The organism is Pseudomonas anuradhapurensis, from assembly GCF_014269225.2.
In the GTDB taxonomy this organism is placed as follows: Bacteria; Pseudomonadota; Gammaproteobacteria; order Pseudomonadales; family Pseudomonadaceae; genus Aquipseudomonas; species Aquipseudomonas anuradhapurensis.
This window is the reverse complement of the sequence record NZ_CP077097.1, coordinates 4,342,746-4,357,987: the sequence shown is the minus strand read 5'-3', so window position 1 is coordinate 4,357,987 and position 15,242 is coordinate 4,342,746. Positions and strand designations below refer to the sequence as shown.

At 63.5% G+C, this 15,242-nt stretch carries 14 protein-coding genes; 9 read left to right on the top strand and 5 right to left on the bottom strand.

Annotated elements, in window-relative coordinates; all coding sequences use genetic code 11:
* Nucleotides 1-138 precede the first annotated feature (138 nt).
* The 4 genes from HU763_RS19965 (at nt 139) to groL (ending at nt 3,707) form a co-directional block, all read left to right on the top strand.
* Nucleotides 139-870 (top strand): HugZ family pyridoxamine 5'-phosphate oxidase, encoded by a 732-nt coding sequence (locus HU763_RS19965; protein WP_170032382.1) that lies wholly within the window; start codon nt 139-141, stop codon nt 868-870.
* A 67-nt stretch (nt 871-937) separates the two neighbouring features.
* On the top strand, nt 938-1,399 hold the full coding sequence (locus HU763_RS19960) for an FxsA family protein (RefSeq protein ID WP_170032379.1): 462 nt from the start codon (nt 938-940) through the stop codon (nt 1,397-1,399).
* Nucleotides 1,400-1,723: 324 nt separating this feature from the next.
* A complete protein-coding gene (locus tag HU763_RS19955; protein WP_003260750.1) occupies nt 1,724-2,017 on the top strand; it encodes a co-chaperone GroES in 294 nt (97 codons plus the stop codon).
* 49 nt (nt 2,018-2,066) lie between these two features.
* Nucleotides 2,067-3,707 (top strand): chaperonin GroEL, encoded by a 1,641-nt coding sequence (gene groL / locus HU763_RS19950; protein WP_186685315.1) that lies wholly within the window; start codon nt 2,067-2,069, stop codon nt 3,705-3,707.
* Nucleotides 3,708-3,949: 242 nt separating this feature from the next.
* Here the strand turns inward: groL and HU763_RS19945 are convergent, their stop codons facing one another.
* The gene (locus tag HU763_RS19945) at nt 3,950-4,678 is read right to left on the bottom strand and encodes a phosphatase PAP2 family protein (protein WP_186685314.1); all 729 of its coding nucleotides are present in this window, start codon (nt 4,676-4,678) and stop codon (nt 3,950-3,952) included.
* Nucleotides 4,679-4,859: 181 nt separating this feature from the next.
* Here HU763_RS19945 and colR point away from each other — a divergent pair, with 181 nt between their 5' ends.
* The 5 genes from colR to HU763_RS19920 all read left to right on the top strand — a co-directional run bounded on the left by colR (nt 4,860) and on the right by HU763_RS19920 (nt 8,566).
* Nucleotides 4,860-5,543 (top strand): two-component system response regulator ColR, encoded by a 684-nt coding sequence (colR, locus tag HU763_RS19940; protein ID WP_186675124.1) that lies wholly within the window; start codon nt 4,860-4,862, stop codon nt 5,541-5,543.
* Nucleotides 5,533-6,837: a sensor histidine kinase gene (locus HU763_RS19935; RefSeq protein WP_186685313.1), complete on the top strand. Its 1,305-nt coding sequence runs from the start codon at nt 5,533-5,535 to the stop codon at nt 6,835-6,837. Before colR ends, HU763_RS19935 begins: the two co-directional genes overlap by 11 nt.
* A 107-nt stretch (nt 6,838-6,944) precedes the next feature.
* On the top strand, nt 6,945-7,628 hold the full coding sequence (locus HU763_RS19930) for a class I SAM-dependent methyltransferase (protein ID WP_186685312.1): 684 nt from the start codon (nt 6,945-6,947) through the stop codon (nt 7,626-7,628).
* A gap of 6 nt (nt 7,629-7,634) precedes the next feature.
* The gene (locus HU763_RS19925; RefSeq protein WP_186685311.1) at nt 7,635-8,336 is read left to right on the top strand and encodes a lipopolysaccharide kinase InaA family protein; all 702 of its coding nucleotides are present in this window, start codon (nt 7,635-7,637) and stop codon (nt 8,334-8,336) included.
* Nucleotides 8,333-8,566 (top strand): hypothetical protein, encoded by a 234-nt coding sequence (locus HU763_RS19920; protein ID WP_170032362.1) that lies wholly within the window; start codon nt 8,333-8,335, stop codon nt 8,564-8,566. The genes HU763_RS19925 and HU763_RS19920 overlap by 4 nt, the downstream gene beginning before the upstream one ends.
* A gap of 68 nt (nt 8,567-8,634) precedes the next feature.
* Here HU763_RS19920 and HU763_RS19915 read toward each other — a convergent pair whose 3' ends face one another.
* The 4 genes from HU763_RS19915 to HU763_RS19900 all read right to left on the bottom strand — a co-directional run bounded on the left by HU763_RS19915 (nt 8,635) and on the right by HU763_RS19900 (nt 15,238).
* The gene (locus HU763_RS19915) at nt 8,635-11,679 is read right to left on the bottom strand and encodes a multidrug efflux RND transporter permease subunit (protein WP_186685310.1); all 3,045 of its coding nucleotides are present in this window, start codon (nt 11,677-11,679) and stop codon (nt 8,635-8,637) included.
* Nucleotides 11,680-11,691: 12 nt separating this feature from the next.
* The gene (locus HU763_RS19910; protein ID WP_186685309.1) at nt 11,692-12,840 is read right to left on the bottom strand and encodes an efflux RND transporter periplasmic adaptor subunit; all 1,149 of its coding nucleotides are present in this window, start codon (nt 12,838-12,840) and stop codon (nt 11,692-11,694) included.
* 233 nt (nt 12,841-13,073) lie between these two features.
* Complete coding sequence (locus HU763_RS19905) at nt 13,074-14,171, bottom strand: DUF1513 domain-containing protein (protein ID WP_186685307.1); 1,098 nt, start codon at nt 14,169-14,171, stop codon at nt 13,074-13,076.
* A gap of 2 nt (nt 14,172-14,173) precedes the next feature.
* Nucleotides 14,174-15,238, bottom strand: coding sequence for an imelysin family protein (locus HU763_RS19900; protein ID WP_186685305.1), 1,065 nt, complete (start codon nt 15,236-15,238; stop codon nt 14,174-14,176).
* Nucleotides 15,239-15,242: the final 4 nt, after the last annotated feature.

The window sequence follows — 15,242 nt, the reverse complement described above, 5'->3', positions numbered from 1 at the left end:
GGCACATCGCGACACAGGATGTACGCGATCCTTGTAGGAGCGGCCTTGCGTCGCGATGGGCTGCAAAGCAGCCCCATTGGCACCGGACCTGAAAATGCTATCGTGTGGCCACCCAGTCTGCCGCCAGGAGCCCGCCCAGTGAGTACCACCGCCATCCGCCCCGCCCGGGAACTGCTGCTCAAGGAATACCGCGGCGTGCTCTCGACCCATTCCCGGTCGATGCCGGGCTACCCGTTCGGCTCGGTCGTGCCGTACTGCCTGGACGCCCAGGGCAACCCGCTGATCCTGATCAGCCGCATCGCCCAGCACACCCACAACCTGCAGAAAGACCCCAAGTGCTCGCTGCTGGTCGGTGAGCGGGAAGCCGAGGACGTGCAAGCCGTGGGGCGCCTGACGGTCATGGCCGAAGCGCACAAGCTGGTTGACGAGGCCGCCATCGAGGCCGCCGCCGAACGCTACTACCGCTACTTCCCGGACGCTGCCGACTACCACAAGGCCCACGACTTCGACTTCTGGGTACTGCAGCCTGTGCGTCACCGCTACATCGGCGGCTTCGGCGCGATCCACTGGCTTGACCAGGTGACCCTGGCCAACCCGTTCGCCGGCAAGGCCGAGGCGAGCATGGTCGAACATATGAACCGTGACCATGCCAACGCCATCGCCCATTACGTGGAACTGACCCACTTGCCCCGCCATGCGCCCGCGCAACTGGTCGGCGTGGACAGCGAGGGCATGCACCTGCGGATTGGCCAGGCGGTGTACTGGTTGCCTTTCCCGGGTACCTGCAACACCCCGACACAAGTCCGCGAAGCCCTGGTTTTGCTGGCGCGCGCCGACCGGTGGCCGGTTGCGATGGACGCCGAGGCTTGAAAAGCCGAGCGCACGCATCCATCTGTTGGTCTTACAGGAAGGTTCTCTTCCGACGAGGAATGCTTTGATGCGTGCTTTTCTATTGTTGTTTCTCCTGTTTCCCGTGCTGGAGCTGTTCGTCTTCGTGAAGGTCAGCGCCGCCATCGGTTTCTTCCCGGCGCTGCTGTTGATCATCGCCGGTTCCGCGCTGGGTGTGTTGGTGATGCGGGTGGCCGGGCTGGCTACCGCGCTGCGCGCCCGGGAAAGCCTGCAGCGTGGCGAACTGCCCGCCGAGGACATGTTCCAGGGCTTGATGCTGGCCATCGGTGGTGGCCTGCTGTTGCTGCCAGGCTTCATCAGCGACGTGCTGGGCCTGCTGTGCCTGCTGCCATTCACCCGTCACCTGGCCGCCCGCAAGATGCGTGAGCGCGCCGAGGCCCAGGCCCTGCGCCAGCGGGCGTTTCAGGACGACCCGTTCCAGGCGCAGCCGCGCGATGGCGGCCACCGCCCGAACGTGATCGAAGGCGAGTACGAGCGCCGCGACAAGTAATAGCCGGGGGCCGCTTCGCGCCCCTATCGCGACACAAGGCCGCTCCTACAGAGTTCGCAAGCCCCTGTAGGAGCGGCCTTGTGTCGCGATAGGGCTGCGAAGCGGCCCCAAGCTTTTCAGGCTGATGAAAAATTTTCTGAAGCAAGCCTTGTAATTGAATATGGCGGCCTCATGTATGTGGTCACCGCAAGGTTTCTGGTGGCAACACCAGACATGACTCAGGCGGTTCGCCCTGCGCGAGCTGCCTTCCGGCTACGCCGGACAGCATCAACCCGCCGGTGTCGACACCGGCCGATGAAAACCACAATTTGGGAGAGATCGACAATGAAGCTTCGTCCTCTGCATGACCGCGTCGTTATCCGTCGCAGCGAAGAAGAATCGAAAACCGCTGGCGGTATCGTCCTGCCGGGTTCGGCCGCTGAAAAGCCAAACCGCGGCGAAGTAGTCGCCGTCGGCACCGGTCGCATCCTGGACAACGGCGAAGTTCGCGCGTTGGCCGTGAAAGTGGGTGACAAAGTGGTTTTCGGCCCTTACTCGGGCAGCAACACCGTGAAAGTCGATGGCGAAGACCTGCTGGTCATGGCCGAGAACGAAATCCTCGCCGTCATCGAAGGCTGATTTCCCCGACTTCCCGTTACTCCAAAGAATTCCAAAGGATTAAACGATCATGGCTGCTAAAGACGTAAAATTTGGTGATTCCGCCCGTAAGAAAATGCTCGTTGGTGTCAACGTTCTGGCTGACGCCGTAAAAGCCACCCTGGGCCCGAAAGGCCGCAACGTGGTTCTGGCCAAGAGCTTCGGCGCGCCGACCATCACCAAGGACGGCGTTTCCGTCGCCAAGGAAATCGAGCTGAAGGACGCCTTTGAGAACATGGGCGCCCAGCTGGTCAAGGAAGTTGCTTCCAAGGCCAACGACGCTGCCGGTGACGGCACCACCACCGCTACCGTTCTGGCTCAGGCCATCGTCAACGAAGGCCTGAAGGCCGTCGCTGCCGGCATGAACCCGATGGACCTGAAGCGCGGTATCGACAAGGCCACTGCTGCCGTCGTCGCCGAGCTGAAGAACCTGTCCAAGCCATGCGCCGACTCCAAGGCCATCGCCCAGGTAGGTACCATCTCCGCCAACTCCGACAGCTCCATCGGTGAAATCATCGCCGAAGCCATGGAAAAGGTCGGTAAAGAAGGCGTGATCACCGTTGAAGAAGGCTCGGGCCTGGAAAACGAACTGTCCGTCGTGGAAGGCATGCAGTTCGACCGTGGCTACCTGTCGCCGTACTTCGTGAACAAGCCGGACACCATGGTTGCCGAGCTGGAAGGCCCGCTGCTGCTGCTGGTCGACAAGAAGATCTCCAACATCCGTGAGCTGCTGCCAGTGCTGGAAGCCGTTGCCAAGGCCGGCCGCCCACTGCTGATCGTTGCCGAAGACGTCGAAGGCGAAGCGCTGGCTACCCTGGTGGTCAACAACATGCGCGGCATCGTCAAGGTTGCTGCGGTCAAGGCTCCGGGCTTCGGCGACCGCCGCAAGGCCATGCTGCAGGACATCGCCGTGCTGACTGGCGGCCAGGTCATCTCCGAAGAAATCGGCCTGTCCCTGGAAACCGCTACCCTGGAGCACCTGGGTAACGCCAAGCGCGTCATCCTGTCCAAGGAAAACACCACCATCATCGACGGCGCTGGCGCCGACGGCGAGATCGAAGCACGCGTCAAGCAGATCCGTGCCCAGATCGAAGAAACTTCCTCGGACTACGACCGTGAGAAGCTGCAAGAGCGTCTGGCCAAGCTGGCTGGCGGTGTTGCCGTGATCAAGGTGGGTGCCGGCACCGAAGTTGAAATGAAAGAGAAGAAAGCCCGCGTAGAAGACGCCCTGCACGCTACCCGTGCAGCCGTTGAAGAAGGCGTGGTGCCTGGCGGTGGTGTGGCCCTGGTACGCTCGCTGGCGGCCATTGCCAACCTCAAAGGCGACAACGAAGACCAGAACGTCGGTATCGCCCTGCTGCGTCGCGCTGTCGAAGCGCCGCTGCGCCAGATCACTGCCAACGCCGGCGACGAGCCAAGCGTTGTCGCTGACAAGGTCAAGCAAGGTTCGGGTAACTTCGGTTACAACGCTGCTACCGGCGAATACGGCGACATGATCGAGATGGGTATCCTGGACCCAGCCAAGGTCACCCGTTCGGCGCTGCAAGCGGCTGCTTCGATCGGCGGTCTGATGATCACCACCGAAGCCATGGTTGCCGACCTGCCGGAAGACAAGCCAGCTGCTAGCATGCCTGACATGGGCGGCATGGGTGGCATGGGTGGCATGATGTAAGCCAGCCTTACCCCCTGCACCATCAAAAAGCCCCGGTTCGCTAGAACCGGGGCTTTTTTTGTTTTCCTGTTGGGGCCATTGGGGCTGCTGCGCAGCCCATCGCGACGCAAGGCCGCTCCTACAAGGGATTGCGTAACCTGAACTGCGCCCCTGACGTTGGACAAAAAATCCAACCTCAGGGGCGTACTTCGCCCTGTAGGAGCGGCCTTGTGTCGCGATCGGGCCGCAAGGCGGCCCCTGGGTCAGGCGACGCTACGCTCAGCGGCAGGTACCTCAACCATTCCCCGCCGATACAGAACCAGATAATACGACCCCAACCCGATCAACCAGCAGAACACCGCCGTCCACACGTTATGTGACAGGAAGTGCGCCCCCTGCATCATCCGCCCCAGCGACAGTACCGACCCGGCCACGAACGCCAGCGCCAATGCTGCCCGTGCCAAGCGCGGTTTGCGGTCACGCAGCATGAAGAACAGGCCGAACAGGCAGAACCCGGTCGCGGCATGCCCACCCGGCCAGCACAGCCCGGGCTTGTCGGTAGCCGGCCGTGGTTCCAGCAGCTTGCTGTAGGTTTCGCTGCCGCCAAACTGGGTCAGGCTCCATGGGCATTGCACCTGGGTCACTTTTTTCAGTGGCGTGACGAACGCCGTGGACAGGCCCAGCGCCAGCACCAGGCAGCCCAGCTCGCGACGCCAGCCGAACAGGTGCTTCCAGAAGAAGCTTGCGGCAAAGGTGAGCAACGACAACACCCCAAGCAGGATCACCCCCTGCTTGACCCGGTCATGCAGGATGTTTTCCAGCAAGTAGCTGTGGCGACCGATGAACTGCCCGGCAACGGGGTCGAAGAACAGGTTGGCGATGTCCATGTCGACCGAGGTCAGTTCCAGCAGGATCAAGCTCAGCGCGGTTGCCAGGGGCAGGCCCAGGTATAGCCAGAAGTTGATGGGGCGAGGACGGCTTCGATGCTGCATGGCGGCTCCAGGACGCGAAAAAGATCGGGCATTGTCGGCTGCCCGCTATCCTGTGTCCGTGAAGGATCAGTGAAAAAACCGTCAAGGTCGGTGAATTCTTCGCAGGGCTGGCACCCTGCAGGCATAGGCCTTAAGCTGCGCCTGCCGCGCCACAGCGAGAAGCGCCGCACAGGAGAAACCGATGCGCATTCTTTTGGTTGAAGACAACCGCGATATCCTGGCCAACCTGGCCGATTACCTGAGCATGAAAGGCTACACCGTAGACTGCGCCCAGGATGGCCTGTCCGGCCTGCACCTGGCCGCCACCGAACACTACGACCTGATCGTGCTCGACATCATGCTGCCCGGCATCGACGGCTATACCCTGTGCAAACGCCTGCGCGAAGACGCCCGTCGTGACACGCCGGTGATCATGCTCACTGCCCGCGACCAGCTGGATGATCGCTTGCAGGGCTTCCGCTCCGGTGCTGACGATTACCTGCTCAAGCCGTTCGCCCTGTCGGAACTGGCCGCACGCATCGAAGCGGTGCTGCGCCGAGCCCAGGGCGGTGGCCGCCGCACCCTGCAGGTGGCTGACCTCAGCTACGACCTCGACACCCTTGAAGTCACCCGCCAGGGCCGCCTGCTCAAGCTCAACCCGGTCGGCCTCAAGCTGCTTGCCGTATTGATGCAGAAGAGCCCGCACGTGTTGCGCCGCGAAGTGCTGGAGGAGGCCCTGTGGGGCGACGACTGCCCCGACAGTGACAGCCTGCGCAGCCACGTGCACCAGCTGCGCCAGGTGATCGACAAACCGTTCGAAAAACCGCTGCTGCACACCGTCCATGGCGTCGGCTACCGCCTCGCCGAGGGCCGCGATGGAGTTTAAGCAAAGCCTTGCCCAGCGCATCATCATCGCCTTTGCCCTGATGAGCGCACTGGTGGCCGGGGCCTTCGCCTTCGGCATCGTCGGTACCGTGCACCTGGTCGAGGAGCGGCTGATCTCCTCGGTACTGGGCGGTGACCTGCAGCGCCTGCTGCGCATGGACAGTGTCAGTGACTGGAGCCACCGGCCACGCCCCGATCAGCTGTTCTACTTCAGCGGCGGGCGTGACGATTTCGAATTGCCCAAAGACCTGCGCCACCTCGACCGCGGCTTCCACGAGGTGTTCCGTGACCAGCTGTCGTACCACGCCATGGTCGAGATCGTCGACGGCCGCCGCTATGTCCTGCTGCAGGACCAAAGCGACTTCGAAGAACGCGAGCGCCTGCTGTTCGCAGTGGTGGTGGTGGGCTTCGTGCTCAGCCTGGTGCTGGCAGTGATCCTCGGCTGGCTGGTGGCGCGCCGGGTGATGGCGCCGGTGATCCGCCTGGCGCGCCAGGTGCGCCACCGTGATCAGTTGCTCGGCCTGGCCCCGCCGCTGGCGCCAGACTATGCGGCGGACGAAGTCGGCCAGCTGGCGGTGGCGTTCGACGATACCCTGGGCCGCCTGCGAGACGCGTTGACCCGCGAACGGCTGTTCACCAGCGACGTCAGCCACGAACTGCGCACGCCCTTGATGGTGCTGGCCACTTCTTGCGAACTGCTGATGGAAAACCCCAACCTCGACACCCGCTCACGCAGCCAGGTGGAACGTGTGGCGCGGGCTACCGAGGAGATGCGCGAGCTGGTCAAGACCTTCCTGATGCTGGCCCGGGCGCAGCGCGACGAGGGCGCTGTGGCATCGCGCGCGACCTTGCGCGAAGTGGCCGACGAACTGGTCGGGGTGTGGCGTGACACCATCGAGCAGAAGGGCCTGGCCTTGTATTTCGACGGGCGAGTCAGTGCCAGCTCGGTGCTGTACAACGCCACTTTCCTGCAATCGGTGATGGGCAACCTGTTGCGCAATGCCGCGCACTATACCGACAGCGGCTACATCCGCCTGAGCCTCGAAGCCAACGGTTTCAGTGTCGAGGACAGTGGCGTGGGCATTCCCGAAGAGCAGCGCGAAGCCATGTTCCGGCCGTTCGTGCGCGGTGATGAACGGCGTGGCGAGGGCCTCGGCCTGGGCCTGTCGCTGGTACAGCGAATCTGCGACGACCAGGGTTGGCAGGTCACGCTGACGTCAACCTTGCCGCATGGTTGCCGGTTCCACGTCGACCTGAGCAATACCGCGACCAAGGGCGACCCTGAGGCGGAGTAAAGCTTTGTAACAGCGCCCTCGGCGTATGACGTTTTTTTCACATGGGTATGACCTGATTCCTACGCTCGCTTGCCTAATGTGGGCGGAATGGAGTCAGGAGATGCCCAATGCGCAGTCCCATCAAGCTTGAATTTTCCGAGAAGTACGACAAACAACACGCCCGTGAATACTTTCTCAAGCATCAGGATGGCTTGGCGCGACGTCTTTCCCACAAGCGAGATGAACAACTGGCGCGTCGCGCCCTGGCACTGGCAGGTGAGCCTGGCCTGGTCCTCGACCTGCCATGCGGTGCCGGCCGTTTCTGGCCATTGCTGGCGGAAAAGCCCAACCGGGTGATCATTGGTGCCGACAACTCCGAGGCGATGATCGAGACAGCCTGTGCCGCGCAACCGCCAGAGGTGGTGGCCCGGGTACGGCCCTTGCAGACTTCGGCGTTTGCCATCGACTTGCCGGACAATTCGGTGGACAGCATCTTCTGCATGCGGCTGTTCCACCACATTGGCGAAGCGGCCCACAGAAAGACGATTCTTTCGGAATTTCAACGGGTTAGCCGTGATAGTGTGATCCTGTCGTTGTGGGTGGACGGCAACTTCAAGGCCTGGCGCCGGAAAAAGCTGGAGCAGCGCCGCAGTGCCCGCAAAGCCGAGCAGGACAATTACCAGAACCGTTTCGTGTTACCGGCCGACACGGTTGAAGAAGAATTCAAGGCCGCCGGTTTCAGAATCCAGGAACGCCTCGACTTCCTGCCGTTCTATGCCATGTGGCGAGTCTATGTATTGCGTAAGGGGTAGTGTTTGATGGCTGTAGCCCAGAAAGGGGAGTCGCGGTTCGATTTTTACTGGCGCCAGCAGGGCGAGTGGGTCGAGGAGCCAAACCAGCGGCGGGGTGGCGAGAGTGGCGTGCAACGCCTCAACGATGCCGATGGCAAGCTGCTGTATGCCAAACGCCAGGTCGGGCACATCTACCGCAGCCTGCTGCACCCTTTCGGCCGGCCGACCGTATTGCGCGAACTCGATGCGTTGCACAGCTTCGAGCGGCTGGGGGTGCGCGTGCCGCGCATCGTCTTCTGTGGGGCCGAGCGCGATGCCGGTCATCAATGGCGTGCGCTGCTGGTCAGTGAAGCACTCGACGGCTTCGTCGAACTCGACACCTGGCATGCCGAAGGTGCCCGTGAGCGTTATCCGCAGGTGGTGCATGAGCGCATGCTCAAGGACCTGGCGGACAACCTGGCGCGCATGCACCTGGGCCACTGGCAGCACGGCTGCCTGTATGGCAAGCATGTCTTCGTCAAGGTAATTGGCGAAGGCGAGCAGGCCCGGGTCGAGGTGGCGCTGCTGGACCTGGAAAAGTGCCGACGGCGCATCAGCTGCCAACGTGCGGCGGGCAATGACCTGCGCCAGCTGCGCCGCCATTCGTCGTTGAACGACGCGGAGTGGCAAACCTTGCTCTATTTTTACCAGATGGCGTTTGGCAGCGCTGTCAAAGGGTTAGAGCAATGAAACTAGAAATTACTCGAGCTTTGTTTCTGGTAGCTGGCCTGGCGGTGACCACCGTGGCGGTGGCTGCATGGGAAGAGCCGAGGCCGACCGTGTTCAGCAAGGCCGAGATGGCCGACCAGTGCGCGTTGCCGCGGGACGTGAAACCGCAGCAGCAGGCCAAGGTTGCGCCGGATCAGGACCTGCTGCTGTTCCTGTTCGGGATGCGCCAGGGGTTGCGGCCGTTTGGTTGAACCGGCGCTAGATGGAAATGCCAGAGGCCTCGCGATTGCGGGGCCTCTGGCATTTTGCAGCGGCCGGTTCAGGCCACCGCTGTTCCCCTGGCAACGTCCTTGTGCGCCAACAAGGTGTAGATGCAAGGCAACACGAACAGGGTGAACAGCGTGCCGATCGACATGCCGGTGGCAATCACCGTACCGATGTCAAAACGGCTGACCGCCCCGGCCCCGGTCGCCAGGATCAGCGGCACCATGCCAAATACCATCGCCGCCGTGGTCATCAGCACCGGCCGCAGGCGAATGGCCGCAGCTTCCTCGATCGCCTCACGTACGCTCAGGCCCAGTTCTTCACGCAACTGGTTGGCGAACTCGACGATCAGGATGCCATGCTTGCTGATCAGGCCGATCAACGTCACCAGCCCGACCTGGGTGTAGATGTTCATGCTCGATACGCCGAGGAACAGCGGCAGCAACGCGCCGCAGATCGACAACGGTACCGTCACCAGGATTACCAGCGGGTCGCGGAAGCTTTCGAACTGCGCCGCCAGCACCAGGAAGATGATCGCCAGTGCCAAGCCGAAGGTCACCCACAACGCACTGCCTTCCTGCACGTACTGGCGCGCCACCCCGGCATAGTCGAAGGCGAAGCCTTCCGGGGCCTCCTCGCGGGCGATGCCCTGCACGGTCTGCAGTGCCTCACCAAGGCTGACCATCGGCACACCCTGGATGATCGCCGAGTTCAGTTGCTGGAACTGGTTGAGCTGGCGAGGGCGGGCGCGGTCGCTGAGGGTGATCAGCGTCGACAACGGCAGCAGTTGGCCCTGGTCGTTCTTCACGTAGTAGTTGTTCAGCCAGCCGGGGTTGTCGCGGTAGGGCCGTTCGACCTGGGCAATCACCTTGTAGCTGCGGCCTTCGAGGGTGAAGCGGTTGATTTCCCCCTCGCCCAGCAAGGTCGCCAGGGTGCCGCCCAGGGTGTCCATCGACACCCCCATCTGCGCCGCCTTGGCGCGGTCGATATCCACCACCACCTCCGGTTTGTCGAACGCCAGGTCGATGTCGAGGAAGGCGAACTTGCCCGACTCCTGGGCGCGGGACTTGATGCGCTGGGCAACCTCCAGCAGAGCGGGGTAGTCACCGGCGCTGTTGATCACGAACTGGAACGGCAGGCCTTCGCCAGTGCCGGGCAGCGATGGCAGGTTGAAGCCGAAAATCTGCAGGCCGCCGATTTCCTCGAGCTTGGCCTGCACCAGCGGCAGCAATTCCATTTGCGTGCGCTCGCGCTCGTTCCACGGTTTCAGCAGGAAGCCACCGATACCGGTCTGCACGCCATTGAAACCGTTGATCTGGAACGACGAGTAGTACTCGGGGAAGGTCTTGAACAGCGGGGTGAACGTGTCGGTATAGGCGTTCAGGTAATCCAGGTTGGCGGTTTGCGGCGAGCTGCTCATCATGAAGATCACCCCCTGGTCCTCGTTGGGCGCCAGTTCGTTCTGGGTGAACTTCAGCAACACCGGGATCAGGCACAGGATGATCACGGCAAACACCAGCACAACCGGCCGGCTGTCGAGGGTAGCGTGCAGCAGGCGCTGATAGCGCACCTTGAGGCGTTCGAACAGCAAGTCGAGGCGGTGCGCCAGGCCGCTGGGGTTGTGCTCCTGGCGCAGCAGCAAGGCGCACATCATCGGCGACAGGGTGAGGGCAACGATGCCAGAGATGATCACCGCCCCGGCCAGGGTCAGGGCGAACTCCTTGAACAGCGCGCCGGTGAGGCCGGTGAGGAAGCCGATCGGTGCATAGACCGCCGCCAGGGTGATGGTCATCGACACCACCGGCATGGCGATTTCGCGGGCACCCTCCAGGGCCGCATCGAACGGCGACTTGCCCTCTTCCATGTGCCGGTGGATGTTCTCCACCACGACAATGGCATCATCTACCACCAGGCCGATGGCCAACACCATGGCCAGCAAGGTCAGCAGGTTGAGCGAGTAGCCCATCATCTGCATGAAAAACAGCACGCCGATCATCGACAACGGGATGGTCACCACCGGGATCAGCACTGAACGCAGGGCGCCGAGGAACAGGAACACCACGACGATGACGATCAGCACCGCTTCGCCGAGGGTCTTGATCACTTCGTCGATGGAAGCCTGGATGAACAACGTGGCGTCGTAGGCGATCGATACCTTCAGCGCCGAGGGCAGCTGGCTTTCCAGCTCGGGCATGATGCGCCGTACTTCCTTGATCACGTCCAGCGGGTTGGCCGCCGGGGTGGCCTTGATGCCGATGTACACCGACGGGGTGCCGTCGAACGAGCTGACCGTGTCGTAGTTTTCCGCACCCATCTCGACCCGCGCCACATCGCCCAGCAGCACGCGGCTGTCACCGTTGGTCTTGACCGGCAGGGCCGCGAAGGCCTCGGCCGACTTCAGCTCGGTGCTGGCGTTGATGCTGGTGACGACATATTCGCCCTTCACCTCGCCGGCGGCGGAAAGGAAGTTGTAGCGGCGTACGGCAGTGGTCACGTCGCTGGCCGACAGGCCGTAGCCTGCCAGTTTCACCGGGTCGAGCCAGATACGCATGGCGAACACCTGGTTGCCGAGGATTTCCGCCTCGGCCATGCCCGGCAGGGTGGCCAGCTTGGGCTGGATGACCCGCGACAGGTAGTCGGTAATCTGCGGGTTGCTCATTTCCTTGCTGTAGAAGCTGATATACATCAGCGCCGAAGCATCGGCGGCTTCCTTGCTCAGGACCGGATCCTCGGCGTCCTGGGGCAGCTTGTTGCGCACCTCGTTGGCCTTGGCCAGCAGCTCGGTGAACAACCGGTCGCTGTCGGCGCCGATGCGCGCGTAGATGGAGATGACCGAGAAATTCTGCCGGCTCACCGAAGTCATGTAGTCGATGCCTTCGGCGCTGGCCAGGCTTTGCTGCAGCGGCTGGGTGATATAGCCCTGGATGGTTTCGGCATTGGCACCGGGATAGGCGGTGGTGACCGTGATCAGGGCGTTTTCCATTTGTGGATACTGGCGGATCTGCAGCTTGTTCCAGGCCTGGAAGCCCAGCAACAGGATCAGCAGGCTGACCACGCTGGCCAGCACTGGGCGGCGGATGAACGGGTCGGTGAATGCCATGCCAGCCTCCTGTCAGTCCTTGCCCGGCGCGCCCGCTTCGGGCTTGAGGGCTTTGTCCTCGCCGATGCGGATCGCGGCCCCCGGCGTCAGTTTCAGTTGCCCGGCGGTGACCACCTGTTCCCCCGCCTGCAGGCCCTGGCTGACCACCACCACACCGTCACGGCGCTCGCCGGTCTGCACCGTGCGTTGCTCGGCGGTAAGCTGCGGCTGGCCCTTGTCGTCGTTTACCGGCTTGCCGTCCTTGTCCTTTTTCGGCGTGGCGACATACACCGAGTTGCCATACAGCGTGTAGGTGATGGCGCTCTCCGGCACCACCACGCGTGGTTGTGGGTTGGGCAGCAAGATCAGCAGGCTGGCGAACATGCCTGGCAGCAGCTTGCCGTCCGGGTTGGCCATGGTCGCGCGCACCAGCAGGTTGCGCGTGGCTTCATCGACCTTGGGGTTGATCGCGCTCAGGCTGGCAGGGAAGGTCTGGCCCGGGTACGCGGCCACTTGCACCAGCACCTGCTGGCCCACGCTCAGGCGCGGCAGGGCCTGCTCCGGCACGTTGAAGTCGACGTAGAGGCTGGACAGGTCCTGCAGGGTGGCGATCACGGTGCCGGCAGCCAGGTAGTCGCCGACATCCACCTGGCGGATGCCGATGGTGCCGCTGAACGGGGCGTTGATGCTCTTCTTGCTCTTCGATGCCTTGAGTTGCTCGACCAGTGCCTGGTTGCGCCGGTACTGCGCGGTGAGGCGGTCGAACTCGCCGCGGGAGATGGCCGCGTCACCGACCAGCTGGCTGCCGCGGCCGAAATCGACCTTGGCCAGGCCGAGATCGGCCTGAGCGGTACCGAGCAGGGCGGTTTCCTGGTCGTCATTGAGCTGCAGCAACAGTTGCCCGGCCTTGACCTGCTGGCCAGAGTCGAAGTGCAGGGCCTTGACGATGCCTTCCACTTCCAGGCTCAGCTCCACACCCTGGAGCGCCTTGAGGCTGCCAACGGCGGGCAGGCGCTCTTGCCACGGGCGCTGTTCGGCCAAGGCGGCTGCCACGGTGATGGGGGGCCGTGGGGCAGTGAACATCTGGATCTGCTGGTAGATCGAGAAGGCTTTGTAGCCCCCCAGGGCCAACACGATCAGCAGAACCACGGCCAACATGATGAGCATGCGGCGGCGCAGCATAGTCCGTTTCCTTGGATGCAGTTGTTATTCGTTTGGACACGACAACGGGCGTTCCTGCCCACGTGTGGATGGGGGGGATTATCGACTGTTTTCTGCAGGAAGGGGAGTGCGATGCCTGTGCCGGCCTCTTCGCGGGCACGCCCGCTCCCACAGAGACCGCGTAACCCGCTGATTGCGCGGCCCCTGTGGGAGCGGGCGTGCCCGCGAAGAGGCCGGTGCAGGCAGCACCAAAATCAGACCAGATGCAGGTGGTTGTCCCAGAAACCGGACGGCAGGTTCAGTGGTTGCCCGACCAGTTCGGCCTTGCGGCAATCATAGAAGCGGCAACGGCCCTGCCCGGAGGTGACCACGAAACCGTCCTGTACCGCGCCGACCCCGGCGCAATCGGGCATCGGTGCGTCCAGCCGCACCGCGCCGCTGTCCAGGTCCCAGACGAACAGGCGGTTGGCCCGTGGCGCGGTCAGTGCGACCAGCCGCAATTCGCTGTGGATGGCGACACTGGCGGTGTACTGGGCCATGGCCTGCAACTGCCGCTCCGCTACCGGGAAGGCCCGGAGCGGCTCGCCTGGGCGCTTGATCGCCAGCAGCTCGGCGGTTTCGTCGGCAGCGCCCATGAATTGCTGGCATGCGGCGATTGTGCCGTCGCTACCCACCGCCAGGTGGCGCACGCTGTTCATCTGCTGGGCCAAGGTTTCCTTGCTCAGCAGGGTGCCGTCGCGCTGCATCAGCACCAGGCTCGGCTCCATGGCGTCGAGGTTCATCTCCACCCGGCTTTCGGCTTCGGTGCGGATACCACCGTTGGCCACCACCAGCGTCTCGCCGTCCGGCAGCCAGGCCAGCTCGTGCGGGCCGATGCCGTGGGTCGGAAGCTCGCCGCTGTGCACCAGGCGTTCGCCTTCGAAGCGGTATACGCCGAGGACGCCACGCCCCGGGTCGGTGGTGTCGTTCTCGGTGGCGTACAGCCATTCGCCACTCTTGTGCACCACCGCATGGCCGTAGAAGTGCCGGTTCGGTTGCGCGTGGACAGTCTGCAACAGGCGCCCGTCGCGCAGGTCGACCAGGTAGCTTTCGGTACCGGGGCGGCGGGCGACGAACAGGGCGATCGGCAACTGCGGGTGATGGATGATGGCATGGCAACGCTGGGCGACCTGGGTGCTGAACACCTGGGTGCCGTCCAGGCGGAACCCGACCGCATAGTGCTTGCCATCGCCGTCGTCACGCGCCGACAGCAGCAGCGGTTCGCTGCCTTTGTTGCGGAACAGGCTCCAGCCGCCCAGGGTGAGGGCGCTGAGCAATACGCTACCGAGTTTGAGCGCCTGGCGTCGCAGCATGATCAGTCACCGTCGTTGGCATTGAAGCCCAGCTGGATGTTCAACGCCTTGGCCAGGTCGCCTTCGTGCAGGCGGTGGACGACGTTGAGGCTGTCGTAGATCTGGTTGAGGGTCTGCTGGCCGGCGTCGTCGGCCAGCAGTTCGCCCAGGGTCTTGTGGTTGTCGGCCAGCAGTTTGAGCGCGCTCGCGTAGGCATCGTCGATCTTGTCCGCCAGCGCTTTCTGGTCGCTGGGCAGCAGGCCGCGCAGGCCCTGGTTGTCGACCCCGACCCACACCGCTTCGGCGGCCTTGAGGCTGGCCTGCAGGCTGTTCAGCGAGTTGTGGCTGCGCCAGGCTTCGGCCTGCAGCGGCTGCGGGATGCCTTTGCTCTGGCGGCCCATCGGCGCGCCGAGCTTCTTCTTCAGGCTGTCCAGCGCGGTCACCTGGGCACGCAGCAGGTCGGCAATCGCCTCATGGGAGTCGGCGTAGCGCTGGTTGGGGAACTTGGTCATCTGCGACAGCATGCCGTCGGTGCTGTTCCAGCTCTTGAGGATGTCTTCGGCCAGCGCCTTCTGGTGCTCGCCGATGGCCACCAACAGCGGGCAGTAGCGGGCCTTCTGCTCGGCCGTGGCGATGTCCGGCTTGCTGTCGAACAGGATGTACTCGTAGGCCGAGAGGCCACGCACCACGACGCTGGCCTTGCCCAGCGCTGCGGCATCGACCGGTGTCTCGGCGTTGACCAGTTGCTCGACCTGGCGACCGACCAGGTTCTTCTTGTCGGGCCAGAACTGTACCTGCCAGGCGCGGTTGCCTTCGGCCAGCGGGCCGACCAGCAGCGGTTGCAGCTCGGCCCAGGCCTTTTGCGCGTTGAGGAAGTCGGCACGGGCCTTGTCCAGGGTTTCCTTGCCTTCGCAGTAGGCCAGGGCGCTGGCGGCCAGCATGCGGTCGGCTTCGACCCAGCGGCTATAGGTGGGCAGGATCACCTGCTTGGCGATGGCAGCGGAGGTCACGGCTTGCGGATCCTGCGGTGAGCAGGCGCCGAGGGCGAGTGCGGCGAGGCTGGTGAACAACAGTTTGGGTCGGAACATGCCC